Source organism: Salinisphaera sp. Q1T1-3, assembly GCF_003602005.1.
Lineage (GTDB): Bacteria > Pseudomonadota > Gammaproteobacteria > Nevskiales > Salinisphaeraceae > Salinisphaera.
Genome location: NZ_QZWD01000011.1, coordinates 61,255 through 82,103, shown reverse-complemented (window position 1 = coordinate 82,103; position 20,849 = coordinate 61,255). Strand labels below are relative to the sequence as shown.

The following is a 20,849-nucleotide window of genomic DNA, read 5'->3' as shown; positions in this document are numbered from 1 at the left end:
CGTTTTTGTTCGTGCGCGACGTGTTATCGGTTCCTGGCCTGGCCGACTACACTGGGCGCCGGCGAACAGCCGCCGTGCCCAAACCGGCATTGTATCGGCTCGTCGCCGCATATTCGGTAGACAGAAGTGGAAACAGCAATGATGCGATCTCTCTCGGTTCTGACGGGCGTGATGCTGCTCGCGATGTTCGCGACGGCTCACGCGCAGTCGCTGGTGACGCGCTATGTCGCGGGCGACGACTATCAGGTCGTGGCGAATGCGCCGGAACCGGGCAAGGACGGCCCGATCCATGTCACGGAATTCTTCGCGTACTCGTGCCCGCACTGCTATCACTTCGAGCCCCGGCTCGAGCGCTGGGTAAGCAAGCATCAGGGCATCGAATTCGATCGCGTGCCGGTCCTGTTCGGCGAGGGCGGTATGTCCTATGCCCGGCTCTACTACACCGAGCGCGCGCTCGGTGTGACCGACAGTCTGCACAAGGCGATTTTCGACGCCATCCACCAGGATGGCCAGCCGCTGGCCACCGCGGCCGCGCAGCGGGCGTTTCTCGTGGCGCACGGCGTTGACGGCAAACGTTTCGATGCCGTCTACAACAGCGATGCGGTCTCGGCCAAGGTGCGCGCGGTGGCCGATCGGATGCGGCACTTTCGTGTGACGGCCGTGCCGAGCATGGCGGTGGGGGATCGATACTGGGTCAGCGGGCGGCTTGCCGGCGACAATACTCGCATGCTCGATGTGGTGGATTATCTCGTCGTGCAGGCCAAGGCCCGGCGCGCGCAGTGATTGAAACACACCCCGTGCCTGGCGCCGGGACTGTCATTCTGGCGGCCCGATCACATGCGGCCGCATGATGAGACATCGGCGCCTGATGACGGCGGCCGGCTTTTCGACAGACGGATCACGGGGATCTGACATGCGCATACCGGTGCTTTTGGCGGGCGGGCTCGGAACGCGTCTGTGGCCTTCGTCGCGGCGTAGCCGTCCGAAGCAGTTTCTGCCGCTGGCCGACGATGAGGCGTCACTGTTCAGCCAGTCGCTGACCCGCCTGGGCGAGATCGACGATCTGGGCCCGGCGATCGTGATCGGCCACGACGAACATCGATTCGTGATCGCCGAGCAGATGCGTGCGGCCGGTCACGAGGGCCGCATTCTGCTCGAGCCGGCCGCGCGGAACACCGCAGCTGCGGTCGCGGCTGCGGCGCTGGAAGCTCGGCATCTGCACGGCTCGCAAGTCGAGTTGCTGGTCTTGCCCACGGACCATGCCATTGCCGACACGGCGGCGCTGCGGCATGCGATCGCTCAGGCCCGTGGCGCCGTGGCCGACGGCGCGCTGGCTCTGTTCGGGGTCGTACCCGAACGGGCCGAGACGGCTTATGGCTACATCCATGCCGGCGATGAGATCGCCGAGGGCGTGCGCCGGGTCGATGGTTTCGTCGAAAAACCTGACCCGGTACGGGCGGCGCATTTTCTCGCCGCGGGCGATTATTTCTGGAACAGCGGCATGTTCGTCTTTCGTGCCGCCGATTATCTTGCGCTGCTGAGCGCGTATGCCCCGGATATTCACGATGGCGTACAGGCCGCTTACAAGAACGCGGTCCGCGACATCGATTTCCTGCGTCTGGAGTCGGTGGCTTTCTCGGCCGTCCGCGCCGATTCGATCGACTACGCGGTGATGGAACGGACCGATCGCGCAGTCATGGTCACACTGGCCACCGCCTGGTCGGATCTGGCCGGCTGGAGCGCGGTCGCCCGGGCCAACGGTGCCGATGCGCGTGGCAACACGGTCATGGGCGATGTGTGGCTTGCGGACAGCGATGACTGTCTGGTGCGAAGCGAGGACCAGCTGGTCGCGGTGCTGGGCATGCGCGGGGCCATCATCGTCGAGACCCCGGATGCAGTGCTGGTCGCCGATCGGTCGCGCGAGCAGGACATTGGGCGGCTGGTGGCCGATCTCGATGCCGCCGGCCGGTCGGAGGCCATCGAACATCGCAAGGCTTATCGGCCGTGGGGCAGCTATCGCCAGATAGCGACGGGGCCGCGCTATCAGGTCAAGCATATCCGGGTGTCGCCGGGCGGTCGGCTGTCACTGCAGTCTCATCATCATCGGGCCGAGCACTGGGTCGTCGTGCGCGGGACGGCCCGGGTGACGCGAGATGACGATGTTGTCCTGTTGACGGAAAACCAGTCGACCTACTTGCCGCTGGGATCGGTTCATCGTCTGGAAAACCCCGGCAAGGTAGACCTGGACCTCATCGAAGTACAGTCCGGCAGTTATCTGGGCGAGGACGACATCGTGCGCTACGACGACGTCTACGGCCGTACCCCGCCGCCGGACACCGACAGCTAGACAATCGAACCGGTTTGCAACAAGGAGTTTTCGATGGGTGAGTATTACGCTTTCTTCAAGGCCTACGATGTCCGGGCCAAGGTGCCTGACGAGCTCGACGCCGACATGGCCCGTCGCATCGGCGCGGCGTTCGCGGCCGAGCTCGGCGCGCGTACCGTGGTGGTCGGACGCGACATGCGCCTGTCCAGCCCGGAACTCGCGGACGCAGTGATCGACGGCCTGACTTCGGCCGGCGCCGATGTGCTGGATATCGGCCTCGGCGGTACGGAAGAGGTGTACTACGGCGTGTTCTCGCAAGATGCCGATGGCGGCATCATGGTCACCGCAAGCCACAATCCCAAGGATTACAACGGGCTGAAGTTCGTGCGCGAACAGGCCAAGCCGATCTCGGCCGATACCGGCCTGGCCGACATCGAGCGCCGCGTGCACGCCAACGATTTGTCGCCGGCCGACAAGCCGGGGCAGGTGACGCCGCTGGATCAGCGCGACGACTACATCGATTTTCTGCTGGCGCAGATCAAGCCCGAGGAACTCAAGCCGCTCACGATCGTGGCCAACCCGGGCAACGGCTGTGCCGGGCTGGTGGTCGACAAGCTGGCCGAGCGTCTGCCGTTCGATTTCCAGCGCATGCAGTTCGAGCCGGACGGCACGCTGCCCAACGGCGTGCCCAACCCGCTTCTGGTCGAGAATCGCGAGGCGACCTCGGCGAAGGTGCGTGAGACCGGCGCGGATTTCGGCGTGGCCTGGGACGGGGACTTCGATCGCTGTTTCTTCTTCGACGAGACCGGCGCCTTCATCGAGGGCTACTACATCGTCGGCCTGATCGCCCAGATGCTGCTCGAGATGAACCCGGGCGAGGCGATCGTGCACGATCCGCGCCTGATCTGGAACACGCTCGACCAGGTTGCGGCCGCCGGCGGTGAAGCGGTCGAATCCAAGTCCGGCCATTCGTTCATGAAACAGGTCATGCGCGAACATGACGCGCTCTATGGCGGCGAGATGAGCGCCCATCATTACTTCCGTGAATTCTCCTATGCCGACAACGGCCATCTGCCGTGGCTGGTGCTCGCCCAGCTCGTCTCGCGTACCGGCAAGCGCCTGTCCACGCTGGTCGAAGAGCGCATCGCGGCTTTTCCCGCCTCGGGCGAGATCAACCGCAAGGTCGAGGATGCCGATGCCGTCATGGCCGACATGGAGCAGGCCTATCGCGACAGCGCGGAGAGCGTGGCTTATGTGGACGGCCTCTCGATGGACTTCGGTGCCTGGCGCTTCAATCTGCGTAAATCCAACACCGAGCCGGTGATCCGGCTGAACGTGGAATCACGGGGCGACAAGGCCTTGATGGAAGCCAAGACCGATGAGTTGTTGACCCGGATCGGCGGGACGGCCTGATGCAACCGCGGGACGGTCTCGGGCTCAAGGTGCACGACGGCCGGGTCTGTCTGCTCGACCAGACTCGGCTGCCACAGGAGGAAGTCTGGCTGACGATCGGCTCGACGCCCGAAATGGTCGAGGCCATCCGGGCGCTGCGGGTGCGCGGCGCGCCGATGATCGGTGTGGCGGCGGCCCTTCATGTCGCCGCGCGGGCCGAGGCCGGCGACGAGGCCGATACGCTGGCCGACGATATTGCCGCGCTGCGCGCCGCCCGCCCGACCGCGGTCAATCTCATGTTCGCGATGGACCGGTTGGCCGCTGCGCTGTCACGCAACGGCATCTCCGGGGTGATTGCCACCGCCGAGTCCATCGCCGATCGCGATGTCATGCTCTGCGAGGCCATCGCTGACAACGGCGCGGCCCTGATCGGCGCTGGTGAGCGTATCCTGACCCACTGCAACACGGGTGCGCTGGCCACCGCCGGCATCGGCACCGCGGCGGGCGTGATCCGTCGGGCGCACGAGCAGGACAAGGGGATTTCGGTCTGGGTCGACGAGACCCGACCGCTGTTGCAGGGCGGCCGGCTGACGGCCTGGGAATTCGGCCAAATCGGTGTGCCTTATACCCTGATCACCGACAGCATGGCGGCGGCCCTGATGCGCGAAGAGCGCATCGATCGGGTGATCGTTGGCGCCGATCGAATCGCCGCCAACGGTGATGTCGCGAACAAGATCGGGACGTATGGACTGGCCGTGCTGGCGCGGTATCACGAGATTCCGTTCGCGGTTGCTGCGCCGTACACCACACTGGATCCCGAGTGTGAGACAGGGGCGGCAATCGAAGTCGAGCAGCGCGATGCTGCCGAAGTACGTGGTGTGACCGGCCCGGCGGGCGACCTACGCTGGGCCCCGGCCGATGCGCCGGTCCATAACCCGGCGTTCGATATCACTCCGGCGACATTGATCGACCACTGGATTCTGGATATCGGCGTGTTCGGGCCGAGCGATGTGGCAGCCGGCGCGCTTGATGCCGGCGGGGCGGCTTTCGGGTAGCGCCTATCAGTGGCGGATGATGCCTCGTTCCTTGAATACCCGGTCGGCGATCATTCTTGCATTGAGCGCCGCCGGGAAGCCGGCATGGACGACCATCTGAATGATGGTTTCTACGACCTGTCCGTGCGCACAGCCGACGTTGCGCGCGCTGTGTAGATGGACTTACAGCTGTGCAGGGCAATTGACCAGCGCGGTGACTGCGGCCACCGTGACCGGTTCGCGGCGCGCCAGGTCCAGACCGGGCCGCTGATAGATATCGCCGAACGGAAACTGGATCACGTCACGCCTCAGATCGGGCGCGATCGATTGCAGGCTTTCGATGACGTTCTCACCGGCAGCGCTGTCGATTTCGCGAAGTCATGCCAGTCCGGTTTCGTCGCGTGCGTTGTCCATGGTTCTGCCTGATTGAAGAGCGAGCGAAACAACGCACGGCTTCGCGTTGACTCTAGGGCGTGTTGATGTTTCGTGCGAGTCCGCGCCAAGCGCGCCCTGAAATTGACGATGGGCGCCCTGCGGCGTTGCCCGTCTGGATCGTGGCACGCCACGATCGGCGACTCGCGCCTTGCCGGACACACAGTGGTCTCCCGACGAAAAGGCGCTCGAACGAAACATCGACAGGCCCTAAGGAACCTCTGATCTATTCATCCACGGTCGCGCCGGTGTCTTTTGCGCGCGTCTGACAAGACGCCGCGAGCGCCGTTTGCTGAATGCAAATGAGCGAGCGGCAACGCCGCTCAGGCGCGCGCAAAAGCCCGGCCGCTAAGCGGTTTGGCCCCAAAGGCCGCGCTACGGCGTTGCATGGCTGGATCATAGAGTGGCTATGACGCGGCGCCATGCGCCTTGTATCGTGGCCTTTGGGGACTCAAACGCGACCGTGGATGAATAGATCAGAGGTTCCCTAAACAGCGGCGCGGGTTTTCAACAGCGTCTGGCGGTCGGTCAACGTGTGATGGCCGGTGGCGCGCAACTCTGCGTAGCGACGAATCTGCAGTAACAGCATACCGGTCGCCCTCAAGTGTTTGATAAACGCGACCCGGGCGAGGTCAGCCGTATCGAAGACACGCGGTCCGTTGGCATCGCGATGCGTTCGACGCAGGACGCCATGCGCTCGTGATAGCGCAGCGTGTGAGGCGACAGGCCGGCCTGGCGGGCCAATTCGCCGATTTTCATAACAGTTCGATTTGAGAGAAATCGTCGACCACGGCATGGGTCTGCTGGTTATAGGCTTTTTCCCGGGCGGTGTCCGTACGTGCTACCCAGCAGGTTTGGAAGCCGGCTTTCTTGGCCGCATCGAGCTCGTTGCCGCGGTCCGAGACGAACAGGAGCGCTTCCGGGGGTTGACCGACCGCCTTGGCGATGGCCGTGTAGCTGGCGGCCTGGGTCTTCTTGCCTGTGCGCGGGTCGAAAAAGCCGGAGAACAGGTCCGATAGATCGCCGTGGTCGCTGTAGGTGACGAGGAGACGCTGATCGTAGGCCGCCGAGGCCGAAAACGTGAATAACGCGCGATGATCGTCGGCCCAGCCCTGAAGCGTGGCCACCGCATCGGGATACACATGGCCCTCGAGATCGCCGGCGCGATAGGCATCCAGCCAGAGCAGTCTTACCAGTTCGGCCAGGGCGGGCAATGCTTCACCCTGCGCCAGGCTGGCTTCGGCGAGCTCGCTCAGGCGGTCGTCATCGGCCTCGGGCTCGTCGACGGCATGGCGAAATACATCGGCGGCGGCTGCCACTTCGGCACGGCCGCGGTGGCGGGCCAGCCAGTCGCCGAAATGCTGCTCGGCGTAGGGGATGAGCACGTCGGCGGTGAATCGGGCATCGCTGATGGTGCCTTCGATATCCACCACCACGGCGAGAACTTCGGGTGAGAGCGAACCTTCGAGATGCATTGCAGGCCTTGTCATGACGCAGGCCGCCAATCGTAACGTGCGTGTGCCGGTGTTGCCCTGGGCCGGACCAGGATCGCATCGGCGACAGGCCGGCCGGCGTTATCGGCGCGCGGTCGGACGCGCCGAGACCCGGGCATGTCATGCCGCCAGATGGGGCTGCGTGTCGGGATCGATGCGCTGTTTGATGATTCGGGCGAAATCGATCGCGGCAGCCGCCGTGATATCGGCGACCGGAAACGCCGGGCCGGCGATCCAGGTCTGCCCGGCCAGATGGCGGTCCAGAAAATCGGACATGCGGCTGGCGGTTGCCAGACAGTCGGCGCCGTAATCGGAAAACATCCGCTCGCGATCGGCGAAATGCACCGTGGTATGACGTAAGGCCAGCGCCACCGGATAGAGCAGGTTGCGCTCCATGCGACGATGCCACATCTCGATGACGGCTTGATCGCGTGCCGAAACGCCCAGCAGCGGCGGTTCGGGGGCCGGGCCTCGAAATAGCGACAGATCGCCATCGATTAGGCCAGGTTTCGTTCGAGCGCCTTTTCGTCGAGAGACCGCGGTGTGTCCGGCAAGGCGTGAGTTGCCGATCGTGGCGTGCCACGATCAAGGCTGGCAACGCCGCCGGGCGCCCATCGTCGATTTTTCATGGGCGGCCCAACCCGAAGGGACAAGCGCCCCAAAATCAAGAACACGACGGCAATCCAGCGTTGTCGCCCGCGGGTGCAGCGTGGCTGCACGGCGCGTGCGACGCCTCGTCTTGCCGCCCATCGTCAATTTCAGGGCGCGCTTGGCGCGGATTCGCACGAAACCTCAACACGCCCTAGGCAGGTGCCGTCGTCAAGTTCGAGTACGGGCACCGTGCCCATCGTATTCCTGGCCAGACACGTCGCCGATCGGTTTTCCCCGGTCACGATATCGACGGGCACGATGTCGATCGTGGCCCAGTCGACGGCTTTTTCGGCGATGAACCAGCGCACACGACGAGGATTGGGCGCGCGCGAATATTCGTAGAGCTTCATTGCAGTGTCTCCGGCCGCAGGTCGGCCGTGTAGCAGACCAGGCGACGCGACGTGATCGTTTATCGTATGCTGGCCATCTGACAAGACGCCATTTCAGATGATGACTCAACCTGAATCCACCATGCGACGTGTTGCAATCACCGGCGCCGGCAGCGGGCTCGGCCGCGCACTGGCGCTGCGCTATGCGCAGGCCGGCTGGGCCGTTGCCGTCACCGATCTGGATGCCGAGCGCGCAAGCCGCGTGGCCGCCGAGATCGAAGCCGCCGGCTGCACCGCGCTCGCCCAGCCGCTGGATACCCGCAACGATGCAGACTTCGCCGAACTGACCGCGCGTCTGGCCGCGGACTGGGGCGGCGTCGATGTCTTCATCAATAACGCCGGGGTGGCCGGCGCGGGGACCGTGGCCGATACGCCGGCCGCCGACTGGGCGTGGCTGATCGATATCAATCTCATGGGGGTCGTGCGCGGCACGCGTGCGGCAACGCCGTTGCTGCGGGCCAGTCGGGGGCATCTGATCAATATCGCGTCCTTTGCGGCGATCGCCAATGCGCCGGGTATGGCGGCCTACAACGTGGCCAAGGCCGGCGTGCTGTCGCTGTCGGAGACCGTGCGCCATGAGGAAGCACGCCACGGTATCGGGGTGACGGTCGCCTGTCCGGCTTTTTTCGCGACCGGGTTGATGGACACGTTCCGAAGCAGTCGGCCGGGCCAGAAGGCGATGGTCGAAAAACTCATGCAGCGTTCGAAGGTCACGGCCGAAACCGTGGCCGACGATGTCTTCGAGGCCGCTGCGGCCGGCCGGTTCCTGGTCATCTCGCATCGCGAGTCGCGCTGGCAGTATCGGCTCAAGCGTCTCCAGCCCGAGCTGTTCGCACGCGCCGTGCGCAAGGCGACCCGATCATTCGTCGAACGAGGAGAAAAACAATGAAGCATAGCCGTCTGCTCATATACGGCGCCTATGGTTATACCGGAGAGCTGATCACCCGTGCCGCGGTGGCCGCCGGGCTCGCGCCCGTGGTCTCGGGCCGTAATGCATCGCGGGTCGGGGCATTGGCTCACGAGCTGGGGCTCGTGGATCGGCCGTTCGACCTGAACGCCGATACGATCGCGGGTCAGCTGTCCGATATCGATGTGGTCATTCACTGCGCGGGGCCATTCTCGTCGACCGCGCCGGCCATGGTCGCGGCCTGTCTGGCCAGTCACACGCATTATCTGGATATCACCGGCGAAATCGCGGTTTTTGAACAGGTATTCGCGCAGATGCAGGCCGCGCGCGAGGCCGGCGTCGTGCTCTGTCCGGGGGCCGGTTTCGATGTGGTGCCCACCGATTGCCTGGCGGCTCGGCTGGCCGAGGAAATGCCGGATGCGACGGCACTCGCGCTCGGCTTCGACTCCCGATCCGGTCTGTCGCCGGGGACGGCCAAGACCTCGGTCGAGGGGCTGGCCGGGGGCGGCAAGCTGCGACGCGGCGGGCGTATCGAAACCGTCAAGCTTGCCGCCGACGTCCGCAAGATCGATTTCGGCAACGGCGAGAAGACCGCGATGACGATTCCGTGGGGCGATGTCTCGACGGCGTATCACTCGACCGGCATTCCTGATATCGCCGTCTATATGCCGATATCGCCGGGTCGCGTGAAACAGGTCAAGCGCCTGAACTGGATCCAGCCTGTCCTTGGTCTCCGGCCGGTCACACGGTTCCTGAAAAAGCGCGCGGGACAGATCAAGGGCCCGGACGCCGAAACCCGGGCGCGACAGCCAACCTATGTCTGGGGCGAGGCCACCGACAAGCACGGGCAGACAGTCGTGGGCCGGGTCAAGGTCGCCAACGGTTACAGCGTGACCGTGGATGCCAGTCTGGCGCTGGCGCAGCGATTGCTGACAGATGCCCCGGCAGAGGGCGGGGCCTATACACCGTCGCGCCTGGCCGGCTGGCAGTTCGTGGAGACCCTGCCGGGCAGTGAACCGATCACGATCCAGCGGAACTGACGTCCGGCGTGCGATGACCGACCGGTCGATGCCGGGCGGTGTCGAAATCGAAACTGGTGGCCAGCAGGTTGTACAGGCCGGGATGCGTTCGGGCGAGCTCGCGGCCGCGCTGGAAAAACGCCTCGGCTGCGGCACCGACGAATCCGGGGAGGTCGGTCTGCTCGTCGATGCGACGCAGTAGCTGGCGTGCGCCCGGTCGCGGGTCGGCCCGCCAGCGTTGCCAGGCCGCATCGTAGGCCGCCATCCAGCTGCCGTTGCGATCCGGATCGGCGACGATCTGCTGCATGCGCCAGCGGGCCAGGCGGCGCACCAGCGGATTGTCCGGCCCGCCGGCCGCGGCGCGCTCGATGCTCGGCCAGGACACCGCCAGCCGTTTGGCGGCCCAGCTTTCGCCGATCGCCAGTTCGCTGAAATCCTCGATCATGTCGCTGGGCAGCGTGGTGACGGCGGTGTCCACATCGTCGCCGAAGACCACCAGTTCGTCGGGCAGCCAGTACGGGTTGATATCCGGGGCCAGGCTGCAGACCGCCACGTGCGCCAGAATCGCCATGCGCTGTGATTCGTCCGGTTCGAAACCGTCGCCGGGCACGATGGGCATGTCCTTTTCCAGCCGCACCACCTGATCGAGCAGGCGGGCGCGGCGGCGCGCATCCAGACGTTGCCACCACGGCAGGGCACGGATGATCTGGCGCCGTTGTCGGGGCACCAGCCTGCCGGGTCGCGTCAATCGTTCCGGCCGGATCACGAGCCAGGCGATGACACAGAGCGTCAACAGAACCACGAGTACGCTGGTGAGTAGATTCATGGCAAGAGTGTCGTGATATTCGCGGTCATGGGGCCATTGACCTCGACATGGCCCGTCCCCGGGGCCTGTTGATGTTTCGCACGCGTGCTTTCGTCGAGAGCCCGCTGTGTGTCCTGCAAGGCGCGAGGCGCCGATCGTGGCGTGTCACGAGCCAGACCTGCAACGGCGCAGGGCGCCCGTAATCGATTCATCATGGGCGGCCCGACGCTTCGGGACAAGCGCCCCAGGCCAAAAACACGAGGGCCATCCCGCCTGTCAGCGGAGTGGCCGGATCATCATCCGTCGTGGCACGACACGGTATCGGCTGTGGTCGAGGCGGGCGGGCGGACATCGCCGTGCCGGTCGGCCCGCGGACGATTCATGACCGCGCACATGCCCCCCGCGACGGTGTCGGCAGCGGCACCGTGTCAGTCGCCGGTCTCGTTGGCGATGCCGTGTGGTACATGGCCGGCCGCGACCAGGCTGGCTGCGCTGCCGATATGGGTGGCCTGATCGTCGAAGAAGATATCCGCGCCGAAGGCCCGTAGAAACGCCGCCTTGCCCAGCCCGCCCAGGAACAGGGCTTCGTCGATACGGATATGCCAGGCCCGCAGGGTGCGGATGACGCGCTCGTGCGCGGGGGCACTACGCGAGGTCACCAGCGCCGTGCGGATCGGGCAATCGGTCGGATCGAATTCGGCCTGTATATGCGTCAGCGCTTCGAGAAAGGCCTTGAACGGCCCACCCGGCAACGGACGCTCGGCAGCTTCACTCTCCGATTCGGCGAAGGCGGCCAGCCCGTGTTGCTTGAAGATGCGCTCGGCCTCGTCGGAAAACAGCACGGCATCGCCGTCGAAGGCGATCTTGAGCTGGCCTGCGCCGGACGGCAGGGACTGGCCCGGTACGATTGTCGCGGCCGCGCAGCCGGCGGCGAGTGCGGCTCGGACATCGAAGGCATCGGCCGAGAGGAACAGATCGGCCCCGAAGGCTGCGACGTATCGCCAGGGCGAGTCGCCGCTGGAAAACGCGGCCCGGCTGATCGGGAGGTCGTGATGGGCAATGGAGTTGAAGACACGCAGCCCGGTATCCGCACTGTTGCGTGATAACAGAATGACCTCAACGCGTTCGTGGGTTTCGTCGTTGAGTGCGAGCAGTTTCTTGACCAGCCCGAAGGCGACCCCGGGTTCGAGCACATCCTCCTCATGTTCGATCTGGTAGGCGCAGTAGGCTTCGCGGCCTTCGGCTTCGAACACCGTATGGCTGGCTTCCAGATCGAATAGCGCACGCGAGGAAATACCGACGACGAGTTTGTCGGACGAAGTGTGCATCGGGCGGCGTCTCCTGGGGCGTGTTGATGTGTCGTGCAGTCCGCGCCAAGTGCGCCCTGAAATTGACGATGAGCGGCAAGACGAGGCGTCGTGCGCCGTGCAGCCATGCTGCACCCGCGGGCTACAACGCTGGATTGCCGTCGTGTTTTTGATTTTGGGGCGCTTGTCCCTTCGGGTTGGGCCGCCCATGAAAAATCGACGATGGGCGCCCGGCGGCGTTGCGAGCCTTGCCGGACACACTGCGGTCTCTCAACGAAAAGGCGCTCGAACGAAACATCAACACGCCCCAGGCTGCAATGCCGCCACTCTACACCGCGTGGCCCGGCATGTCGGTGCGTGCGCGGGCCGCCCATGCCGGGCCACGCCGGTGCGGCGTGACACGGCGTTGGCTGCGATCTATTGGGCGTCGCTGTCGCGGGTGCCGTCGTCGCTGTCGTTGTCGTCGGCATCCCCGACGGTCGCCTCGTCCTGGAGGGCGGCCACGGTCTTGTTGCCGATGCCATCGACACGCGTGAGTTGATCGAGGCTGTCGTAATCGCCGTTGGCCTTGCGATCGGCGACGATCGCGGCCGCCTTGACTGTGCCGATGCCGTTGAGCTGGCTCAGCGTGTCGGCCGAAGCCGTGTTGACATTGACGGCGGCCAGCGCACTGCCGGCATAGAACAGGCCGGCGAATGCCAGCGCGGTGAGAAATATCCTCATGATATCCAGTCCCCCATATTGACTCTTTGGATGAATTATGAAACTAAGCAGGCTGAGGCGGTCGCTGCAAGGCCCTGGCAGTGCGGTTTGTGTGCCATATGCACTAAGTGCGTGATGTCACGCGATTTGTTTTTTGTCGTTTCGTGCCGGGTGAGCGATTCTTCATGCAGATTCTGCGCATTTCGCGTGTGTGCACGCCGTTCGTGGTAACCGCGTATCATTGATGTCCTGATTCCAGCGAGTGCGATCGCCTGTGAGCAAGAAATCCGATAACGGCAAAAAGAACCGGTCCGCCGATCGAAACCGTGAGATCGAATGCTGGCTCACCGACATGGACGGTGTTCTGGTCCACGAAAACGAGGCATTGCCGGGCGCGGCCGAACTCATCGAGCACTGGCGCAAGCAGGGCAAGCGATTCCTGGTGCTCACCAATAATTCCATCTATACCCCGCGCGATCTGTCGGCACGCCTGGCACGCAGCGGCATCGAAGTGCCGGAGGATCAGATCTGGACCTCGGCGCTGGCCACGGCCGCCTTTCTCAAGGATCAGGCACCCGGCGGCTCGGCCTGCATCATCGGCGAGGCCGGTCTGACCACGGCCATGCACGAGGCCGGTTTCGTGATGACGGATGTGAATCCGGATTTCGTGGTGCTCGGCGAGACGCGGACCTACTCGTTCGAGGCCATCACCAAGGCGATCCGCCTGATCAACGAGGGGGCACGTTTCATCGCGACGAACCCCGATGTGACGGGTCCGAGTGCCGAGGGCGTGTTGCCGGCCACGGGGGCGGTGGCGGCCCTGATCACCGCGGCCACGAAGCGGGAGCCTTATTACGTCGGCAAGCCGAACCCGATGATGTTCCGGTCGGCGATGAACAAGCTGGGTGCGCATTCCGAGCGCACCGGTATGATCGGTGATCGCATGGATACCGATGTGGTCGCCGGTATCGAGGCCGGGCTGCATACGGTGCTCGTGCTGTCTGGCATCTCCTCGCGCGAGGATGTGGACCGTTATCCGTTCCGGCCCGCCGCCATTCACGATTCGGTGGCCGACCTCATGGAGAATCTGTAGGGCTCGTTCGGCGAGGCCGGTTCCCGGACACACCGCAACCGGCCCGGGCCCGTTTGCAGACGCCCGTGAGACCCGAAGCGACGCGTTGACTTGCCTGGCGAGGAAAACGCCGCATCATCGGGTTTGAGACATTCCAAGACAGGACATCCGCTGTGGCCGGTCTACTCACTCGATCGCGGCCGCGTCGAACCCACGATGCGACCCCGATGGGCTTGTTCGATTTCGTGTTCGAGGCCGCTGGCGTGCTTGGCCTGGTGGCGACACTACTGCTTTGCATGCTGGCATTCGCCGTGGTCACCGGGGCCGTGTTCTGGATCACGGTCGGTGTCGCGCTGATCGGCACGCTGGTTTATCTAGTCTATCAATTCGCGCGTCGCGCTGCCGGGTCCAGTGGCTTCGCCTGGCGACAGATGGTGATGATCACGATCGTGCCGACGTTGGCGCTCGTGGTGACCGTGCTTATCGGCGCGCAGCGTGCCGGGCTGGTGACGTTGCCGGTGGGCCATCGCGCCGTCGAGACCCAGCGACACGTGATTTCGGTCAAGAAAAAAGCCGACGGTTCGATCGTGACCGAGCAGCACAAGCTGCCGAACAAGTCTGACGATCCGAACTGACGCCTGTATTCGCGGTCGCGCGCGTGCGCCAACGGCAAGGCCGAACGGCTGATCCAGACGGCGTGACATGAATGGGCCTATGCCCATGCGTACCAGAGCGCCGATGAGCGCGCGGCTTATCTGCCGTATTGGCGCCATGACGACAACTGGCATAGCCCCCTGGCCCGCCTGAATCATCAACCCCCCATCAGCCGATGGCCGTTATCCGTGAACAATGTGCTGGGTTTATACACTCAGGGCCCGCTCATGGCGCGCGTGAAATCGTTGCGAAATGCGCTCATCGGGCGTACCGGCAAGCCGGGATCGGGCCGCATGCCCGGGGACCAGTCACGTGCGCTCAGCCGGGACAACACGCGCGGATCGTCGGCGATGACATGAATCGGCACGTCGCGCGAGGCGTCTTTGCCGGTGATGATCGGCGCCGGCTGGTGATCGCCGAGCACGATGAACACCGTGCCGTCACCGAAGCGGGCCATGTAGTCGCCCACGGCCATCAGGCTGTAGTCCACCGCTTTTTCGTATTGTTGACGCACCCGATCCGGGTCGGCCCAGACCGTAGCCGGCGAATCGCCGGCCCGGGCCTGGGCATCGAATATGTGGCCGTCGCCGATATCCGCCCAGGGCACGAGATGTGGTACCGGTGTCCAGGGGGCGTGGCTGGAGATGAGCGCGGTCTCGACCATGACGGGGCGATCGATGCCGGCCGTGATGCGCTGGATGGCCGACAGCGTGTACTGATCCGGCATCGTGACCCAATTGAACGGGGCCCCGGCATAACCCAGATCATCGGCGCCGTAGATTCGGTCATAGCCGAACCAGCGGGCTTCCGGCCAGTCCATGGTAATCGCCGGCATGGCCGCGATCGTGGTCCAGCCCGCGCGCCGGAAGAGCCGGTTGAGGCTGATGCGCTGGCTGTCCAGCACGCGATCGTAGCGTTGCTGATCGTCGAGCCAGAGCCCGGAGAGCAGTGTGCCGTGGGCCAGCCAGCTCATGCCGCCGACGGTGGGCGAGCGCAGCCAGCCGCTGACGACATGACGCCCGGTGCGGTCGAGCGCCGCGTCGATGGCGTCAAGCCGGGCGCCGATGGAATCGGCATAGCGTGGATCCATGAGCGCGCTGCGCCCGTAGGATTCGACGAAGACGAGCACGACATCGCGGCCGGTCAGCGCCGAGAACCGCTTCGACGGCGCCAGCCCGGCCAGTGGATCGTCTGCCAGATCGCGATCGAAGGCTGCCACGGCGTGTTCCGTCCGCACGACCAGCGCCATCCGATCACCCAGATAGCGCCAGCCCGGGGCCTCGACGCCGATAGGTATCGCGCCAATACGATGAACCAGAAAACCGCATATCCCGAGCAGACAGAGACAGCGCAGCACCATGCGTGGCGTAGTGCGCAACCGCGAGGGTCCGCCGAGCGCCCAGTACAGCAGGCCGGCCAGGCCCACGAGCGTGGCACCGATCGCCAGGCCGGTCAGCGCGGTGACGGCCGGACCGACGGTGCCGCGCGCGAGATGCCATGCGGCTGGCAGGAGTCCCCAGTCGGTCACTGGATTGAACACCCGGGCGTAGGCCGTGCCAACGGCCCGATCGCCGATCTTGAGGGCAACCATGGCCGTGGCCGCCACGCAGACGAACATGCGATAGATGTGACCGGGCCAGCGGCGCAGGAGGCTCGCGGCGAGCACGATAACCAGCGCGCCGACGGGCAGGGCCAGACGTATCGGTGCACCGGAGAGCCCCGGCAGACCGATGATCACGGCCAGCAGCCCCAGCGCCACCAGGCTGCGCACTGCTGCGCTGCTCATCCTCGGCACCTGGCAATTGCACGATCGATACAGCACGCATGCGACCGATAGACCATGTCGCGGCCGGCATGATCTCGTATCTCTGGCGGGCCCGATCCATCCGTGTTCTGACAGCCGCCGGATTGCTGGGGCTGGTGGCGATCGGGGTCGGTGACCAGGCCGTGGCTGCCCGTCTCGACCGGGTGCGATGGCCGATGATCGCCGTTGCTGTCCTGTTGGTGCAGGCACAGATCGTGCTGTCGGGTCTGCGCTGGCGCATGACGGCCCAGGCGCTTGGCCAGGCGCTGTCGCGGCACCGGGCGGTTGCCGAATACTATGTGGCCTCGCTGCTCAATCAGGTGTTGCCCGGCGGCGTATCGGGCGATGTCCTGCGGGCGGCCCGCAATCGGCCGGCCGGTGACAACCGCGTCGGCTGGACGGTGGCGGTGCATGCGGTCGTGATCGAACGTTTGGCCGGCCAGGCGGCGCTCGTGCTGGTCGCAGCCGTTGGCCTGCTGATCTGGTTGCTCACACACGGCCACGAGATCGACGGTGCCGTGCCGCTCGTGGCCGGTGCCGTGAGTGTCCTGGCGGCTGCCGGTCTCCTGGTGGCGGCCGCCGCGCGCTGGGCACCCGCGCGGCTCGCGCGTCTGGCCGGCATCTTTGCCGGTGCCGTACGCGCGGCCTGGCTCGGGCCCGGGCTTTTTCTGCGCCAGGCCGGATTGTCGCTCGCGATCGTCGCGGGTTATCTCGGTGTCTTCGCGCTGGCCGGCGCGGCCGTGGGGGCGCCGTTGTCGTTTCCGGCCGCCATCGCGCTCGTGCCCCTGGTGCTGCTGACCATGTTGGTGCCGGTATCGATCGCCGGCTGGGGCGTGCGCGAAACCGCGGCCGCGGCACTCTGGCCGCTGGCCGGGGCAAGTGCGGCCGACGGTGTGGCGACCAGCATTGTCTACGGACTGGTCAGCCTTGTCGGGGCATTGCCCGGGGCGATGCTGTTGCTGCGTCGGCGCCTTCATGTGGTCCGGCCGGTCCGACAGGCATAGATATCCCAGCCCGGCCCGTGGCGTGGACGGGCCTCGATTGCTCGACGACAGTCGGCAGCCGTGCCCCAGTCGGCACGAGCCCAGCGATGGCGTTCGCCGATGACCCAGTTGTAGCGATAATCATCGGCCAGCGCGCTCAGCCGGTCGATACAGGCCAGGGCCGTGTCGGGCGCGACCGGCAGATACTCGAATACGACACGATCCAGCGGCTGCGACAGTCCCTGCAGTATGGCGGCTTCATGCCCCTCGACGTCGATCTTGCAGATATCCGGCCGGCCATGGGCGGCGATCAGCGCATCGAGCGTGAGTACCGGGACCTCGGCCGTCTGGTCCCAGCGGACCTGCATAAAGCCGGTGGTTCGGGAAACGGCATCGATCCAGTCCGAGGCGAGCGTCGAGACGGTCGGGTGGCGACTCGATATCCGCAGGCTGGCCGTGCCCGTGACCGCGCCGAGGGCCTCGCGGCGCAGCGTGACGCGTGGATCGCGCCCGAGGGTGCGTGCCAGATAAGCCGCACAGATCGGTTGCGGTTCCACGGCCACGACGCGGAGCCCGGCTTGCGCCAGCGCGCGACTGCGATTGCCGACATGCGCGCCGATATCGAAAGCCAGCATGCCGGGCTGCAACAGCCGGGCATAGAAGCGTCGCAGCGCCCGTGTGCGCCAGGGCTGGGCGTGATAGATCACGATCGAGCGCCACAGGCCGAGTCGGGCGCGCATCGTCATCCTTGATCCTCGGCCAGCAGGACGCGGATATCCAGGGCGAAGGACACCGACAGCGCGATCAGCGCGGCGGCGGCGATCACCGAGGCCAGCGGGGCGGTGACGATAGGCGCGAGCCCGATGCACAGCACCACGCCCTGGATCACACAGACCGTTTTGCGGCGTTGGCTGGGAGCCAGCGTGCGTCGGGCCAGCCGCGGCCAGAGCCATTGGCCGAGCACGAACGCATAGCGCATGGCGCCCAGCAGATAGATCCAGATACCCACCTTGCCGGCGCCGTGCAACAGCACGCACAGCAGCAGTAACAGCAGGGCATCGATCTCCATGTCGAAACGCGCGCCGAAGCGCGATGTCTCGGCGCGCCGGCGCGCAGCATAACCGTCGAGTCCGTCGAGCGCGAGCGCGATCGCGGTGGCCCCGGTGGCGAGCCAGGCAAGCCTCGGCTCGGGGGCGGTCAGGCGCTCTGCCTCAAAAGCCAGGGCACCGATCAGGGCCGTGATGCCGGCGCGTGCGGTGGTCAGCATGTTGGCCACGCCGAACCGGGCATGGGGATAGGCGGGCAGGGCCAGCATCACCAGTGCCGCCATCAGCCCGAATCCGCAGGGTGCCGCGATCGCGAATGCGGTACCGAGATCCCCCCGATGACGCAGCCAGAACGCGATGACGATCAATATGGCCGCGGTGATGCCCATCACCGTCAGTGCCTCGGCACGCAGTCGGGGCGCGGCCGCCGACCGACGTCGGACAGGGCGTGTGCTCATGGCGTGCGTCCGGCACGCCGCGTCGAAACAACAACAGTCCTTGGCACGTGTCTCGCTCCGCAGTCGGTCTCGTGGCGAACGGCGGCCGATTACCGCCGATGACCTGAGGATGTGTCGTGCGAGTGCTTTCGTCGAGAGTCCGCCGTGCCTGCTGCAAGGCGCCCATGCGCGAGCGGCCCCACCCTTCGGCACAAGCGCCCCGGATCAAAAACACGACGGCAATCCAGCATGCGACGCCTCGTCTTGCCGCCCATCGTCCATTTCAGGGTGCACCCGGCGCGGACGCGCACGACGACCCATCCACAGGCCCCCGCATCGATTATCGAAATCCGCCGCCGCCGGGCAACCGCACGCCGGGCGCGGCCGCACCCGGCGGCATGAGTGGGATTACGTGCCCGAGCCGTCACGCGTTGCAGTGGCTGGCCGGGATACCCCATGGATGACCGAGGGATGCCCCGGCATGTGACGCCGTCCGTTCGAGCGACCATTGCACCGAACAGGGCTCAAGTTCTTGCGAGCTTGGTCGTTCAATAAAGGGTCAACCACAATTTGATGGCGCCAAAGCCGAATCCGATGGCTGAAACATTACCGCATGGCCGCCCTGAGGGCCTATCGCCACGGGCCGAACCGAGCGCACGAGCGCGCGGTGCCGATATCATCGAAGCGGTGGATCGTTTGCAGGCGATCATCGAATTCGATGCCGACGGCATCATTCTCGAAGCCAATGCACCGTTTCTCGCGCTCATGGGCTACAGCCGCGAGGAGTTGGTCGGCGCCCACCATCGCGTGTTCTGTCTGCCGGCCGATGTCGAGTCGCCGGCGTATCGGCAGTTCTGGCACAAGCTCGGGCGCCAGGGCGAGGCCGATACGGGTGAGTATCGACGCCTGACACGCGACGGTCGCTCGGTCTGGTTGCGTGCGACCTATGCACCGATCCGCGATGCCGCCGGTCACGTCGTCAAAGTCGTCAAGTGTGCCTTCGACGTCACCGATGAAAAATTGCGCAACGTCGAATTCCAGAGCCGCATGCGGGCGATCGATCGGGCGCAGAGTGTCATCGAGTTTGATCTCGACGGCACTATCCGGCACGCCAATGCTGCTTTTCTGGCGGCTTTCGGATACGAACTCGATGAGATCGTCGGTCGTCACCACCGGATGTTCTGTGATGCCGAGTACGCACGCAGCGACGACTATGCCGCGTTCTGGGCTCGGCTGCGGGCCGGCGAGTTCGTGGTCGACGAATTCCGTCGCCTGGCCCGCGACGGACGAGCGGTGTGGATCCAGGCCAGCTACAACCCGGTGCTGGATATCGATGGCCGAGCGCACCGGATCGTCAAGTTCGCCACCGACGTCACCGAGATCAAGCACCGTCAGATGGATACGCGCGGCAAGATCGATGCGATCGAGCGCTCGCAGGCCGTGATCGAATTCGACATGAGCGGAATGATCCTGTCCGCAAACGGTTTGTTCCTGACCCTGTTTGGATATCGCGCCGAAGAGCTTGTCGGCCAGCATCATCGCCAGCTGTGCGAGCCGACCTACACGACCAGCGCCGAATATCGCGATTTCTGGAACACGCTGGGCCAGGGCGAGTTCTGCAGCGGACGTTTTCTGCGTCTTGGACGGCACGGTCAGCGAATCTGGATTCGGGCATCGTATAACCCGGTTTTCGACGGCGAGGGCCAGCCTTGCAAGGTCGTCAAATTCGCCTCGGACATCACGGCTGTCGTCGAGCGTGAAGAACAGATCGCCCGCCAGACCGAGGCGATGCAGGCCAATATCCGCGAGCTGAATCAGTCGATCCATACAGTGGCCGACCATACCCGGGCGGCCCGGGATCAGGCGTTGTCCGCGCGTGATGAATCCCAGCGTGGCAGTCAGGCCATTGCCGATTCCGGGGAATCGTTGCAGTCGATCCGCAACTCCTCGGAAGACATCGCCGAAATCGTGGACGTGATCGGCGAAATCGCCTCGCAGACGCACCTGCTGGCCTTCAATGCCGCGATCGAGGCCGCACGGGCGGGTGAACACGGTCTCGGGTTTTCCGTGGTCGCCGATGAAGTGCGCAAGCTGGCCGAGAAATCCGGCGAGGCCGCGCGCCGCATCAATCGCTTGATCGTGGAATCCCAGCGACGCATCGACGGCGGTGTCCAGGTGGGCGAACGGGCGCGTGGCGCCTTCGAGCGGATCAGCGAAGGCGTCGATACCACGACCCGGGCGGTCGAGGAAATCGCGGCGGCCATCACCGCCCAGCGTGAGACATCCGAGCAAGTCGTCGCCCTGATCGAGGCCTTGACCGACAATGCCGGTACGGCGTCGATGAACCGGGCCGAAGCTGCGGTCGTGCAGCGCTGATGTCTGTCCTTGCGTGTCTT

At 65.3% G+C, this 20,849-nt stretch carries 19 protein-coding genes and 2 pseudogenes; 10 read left to right on the top strand and 11 right to left on the bottom strand.

Translation table 11 applies throughout. The features are described from left to right. Positions 1-138: 138 nt before the first annotated feature. From D3260_RS11525 to mtnA, 4 genes are all read left to right on the top strand, one after another. Entirely contained in the window at positions 139-783 is a 645-nt protein-coding gene (locus tag D3260_RS11525) for a thiol:disulfide interchange protein DsbA/DsbL (RefSeq protein WP_120098747.1), read from the top strand. A 130-nt stretch (positions 784-913) separates the two neighbouring features. Then, complete coding sequence (locus D3260_RS11520; RefSeq protein ID WP_120098746.1) at positions 914-2,347, top strand: mannose-1-phosphate guanylyltransferase/mannose-6-phosphate isomerase; 1,434 nt, start codon at positions 914-916, stop codon at positions 2,345-2,347. A gap of 33 nt (positions 2,348-2,380) precedes the next feature. Beyond that, positions 2,381-3,739 (top strand): phosphomannomutase, encoded by a 1,359-nt coding sequence (locus D3260_RS11515; RefSeq protein WP_120098745.1) that lies wholly within the window; start codon positions 2,381-2,383, stop codon positions 3,737-3,739. Further along, positions 3,739-4,773: an S-methyl-5-thioribose-1-phosphate isomerase gene (gene mtnA / locus D3260_RS11510; protein ID WP_120098744.1), complete on the top strand. Its 1,035-nt coding sequence runs from the start codon at positions 3,739-3,741 to the stop codon at positions 4,771-4,773. The genes D3260_RS11515 and mtnA overlap by 1 nt, the downstream gene beginning before the upstream one ends. Before the next feature lie 6 nt (positions 4,774-4,779). Here the strand turns inward: mtnA and D3260_RS18125 are convergent. From D3260_RS18125 to D3260_RS11485, 5 genes and pseudogenes are all read right to left on the bottom strand, one after another. Further along, positions 4,780-5,121, bottom strand: a pseudogene (locus D3260_RS18125) (carboxymuconolactone decarboxylase family protein). 682 nt (positions 5,122-5,803) lie between these two features. After that, positions 5,804-5,943, bottom strand: a pseudogene (locus D3260_RS18120) (MerR family transcriptional regulator); the annotation flags it as partial. After that, positions 5,940-6,659, bottom strand: a complete 720-nt coding sequence (mtnC, locus tag D3260_RS11495; RefSeq protein WP_158583510.1) for an acireductone synthase — start codon at positions 6,657-6,659, stop codon at positions 5,940-5,942. The gene mtnC and the pseudogene D3260_RS18120, both read right to left, overlap by 4 nt. Positions 6,660-6,797: 138 nt before the next feature. Then, positions 6,798-7,088 (bottom strand): glutathione S-transferase C-terminal domain-containing protein, encoded by a 291-nt coding sequence (locus D3260_RS11490; RefSeq protein WP_120098742.1) that lies wholly within the window; start codon positions 7,086-7,088, stop codon positions 6,798-6,800. A gap of 347 nt (positions 7,089-7,435) precedes the next feature. Further along, complete coding sequence (locus D3260_RS11485; RefSeq protein WP_120098741.1) at positions 7,436-7,678, bottom strand: glutathione S-transferase N-terminal domain-containing protein; 243 nt, start codon at positions 7,676-7,678, stop codon at positions 7,436-7,438. 121 nt (positions 7,679-7,799) lie between these two features. Between D3260_RS11485 and D3260_RS11480 the strand changes: the two genes are divergently transcribed. Next, positions 7,800-8,606, top strand: a complete 807-nt coding sequence (locus tag D3260_RS11480; RefSeq protein WP_233544049.1) for an SDR family oxidoreductase — start codon at positions 7,800-7,802, stop codon at positions 8,604-8,606. Beyond that, entirely contained in the window at positions 8,603-9,664 is a 1,062-nt protein-coding gene (locus tag D3260_RS11475) for a trans-acting enoyl reductase family protein (protein WP_120098740.1), read from the top strand. Before D3260_RS11480 ends, D3260_RS11475 begins: the two co-directional genes overlap by 4 nt. Here D3260_RS11475 and D3260_RS11470 read toward each other — a convergent pair. The 3 genes from D3260_RS11470 to D3260_RS11460 all read right to left on the bottom strand — a co-directional run bounded on the left by D3260_RS11470 (position 9,645) and on the right by D3260_RS11460 (position 12,478). Next, a complete protein-coding gene (locus D3260_RS11470; protein ID WP_120098739.1) occupies positions 9,645-10,469 on the bottom strand; it encodes a zinc-dependent peptidase in 825 nt (274 codons plus the stop codon). The two genes, D3260_RS11475 and D3260_RS11470, sit on opposite strands and share 20 nt — an antisense overlap. A 407-nt stretch (positions 10,470-10,876) precedes the next feature. After that, positions 10,877-11,776 (bottom strand): 5'-nucleotidase, encoded by a 900-nt coding sequence (locus D3260_RS11465; RefSeq protein ID WP_120098738.1) that lies wholly within the window; start codon positions 11,774-11,776, stop codon positions 10,877-10,879. 396 nt (positions 11,777-12,172) lie between these two features. Continuing rightward, positions 12,173-12,478 carry a helix-hairpin-helix domain-containing protein gene (locus tag D3260_RS11460; protein ID WP_120098737.1) on the bottom strand — a complete coding sequence of 102 codons (306 nt, stop codon included), beginning with the start codon at positions 12,476-12,478 and terminating at the stop codon, positions 12,173-12,175. A 331-nt stretch (positions 12,479-12,809) separates the two neighbouring features. Between D3260_RS11460 and D3260_RS11455 the strand changes: the two genes are divergently transcribed. Then, positions 12,810-13,550: an HAD-IIA family hydrolase gene (locus tag D3260_RS11455; RefSeq protein ID WP_120098792.1), complete on the top strand. Its 741-nt coding sequence runs from the start codon at positions 12,810-12,812 to the stop codon at positions 13,548-13,550. 206 nt (positions 13,551-13,756) lie between these two features. Then, positions 13,757-14,164, top strand: a complete 408-nt coding sequence (locus tag D3260_RS11450; RefSeq protein ID WP_120098736.1) for a hypothetical protein — start codon at positions 13,757-13,759, stop codon at positions 14,162-14,164. 233 nt (positions 14,165-14,397) lie between these two features. Here the strand turns inward: D3260_RS11450 and D3260_RS11440 are convergent, their stop codons facing one another. Then, positions 14,398-15,969: a sulfatase gene (locus D3260_RS11440; RefSeq protein WP_120098735.1), complete on the bottom strand. Its 1,572-nt coding sequence runs from the start codon at positions 15,967-15,969 to the stop codon at positions 14,398-14,400. A gap of 38 nt (positions 15,970-16,007) precedes the next feature. Here D3260_RS11440 and D3260_RS11435 point away from each other — a divergent pair, with 38 nt between their 5' ends. Next, on the top strand, positions 16,008-16,991 hold the full coding sequence (locus D3260_RS11435) for a lysylphosphatidylglycerol synthase transmembrane domain-containing protein (RefSeq protein WP_120098734.1): 984 nt from the start codon (positions 16,008-16,010) through the stop codon (positions 16,989-16,991). On the opposite strand, the gene D3260_RS11430 is transcribed toward D3260_RS11435, so the two are convergent. Both D3260_RS11430 and D3260_RS11425 read right to left on the bottom strand, forming a co-directional pair. Further along, complete coding sequence (locus D3260_RS11430; RefSeq protein WP_120098733.1) at positions 16,961-17,716, bottom strand: FkbM family methyltransferase; 756 nt, start codon at positions 17,714-17,716, stop codon at positions 16,961-16,963. The genes D3260_RS11435 and D3260_RS11430 overlap by 31 nt on opposite strands. Next, complete coding sequence (locus tag D3260_RS11425) at positions 17,713-18,474, bottom strand: CDP-alcohol phosphatidyltransferase family protein (RefSeq protein WP_120098732.1); 762 nt, start codon at positions 18,472-18,474, stop codon at positions 17,713-17,715. The genes D3260_RS11430 and D3260_RS11425 overlap by 4 nt, the downstream gene beginning before the upstream one ends. A 573-nt stretch (positions 18,475-19,047) precedes the next feature. Here D3260_RS11425 and D3260_RS11420 point away from each other — a divergent pair. Further along, positions 19,048-20,829 carry a PAS domain-containing methyl-accepting chemotaxis protein gene (locus D3260_RS11420; protein ID WP_233544047.1) on the top strand — a complete coding sequence of 594 codons (1,782 nt, stop codon included), beginning with the start codon at positions 19,048-19,050 and terminating at the stop codon, positions 20,827-20,829. The last annotated feature ends 20 nt before the right edge of the window (positions 20,830-20,849 follow it).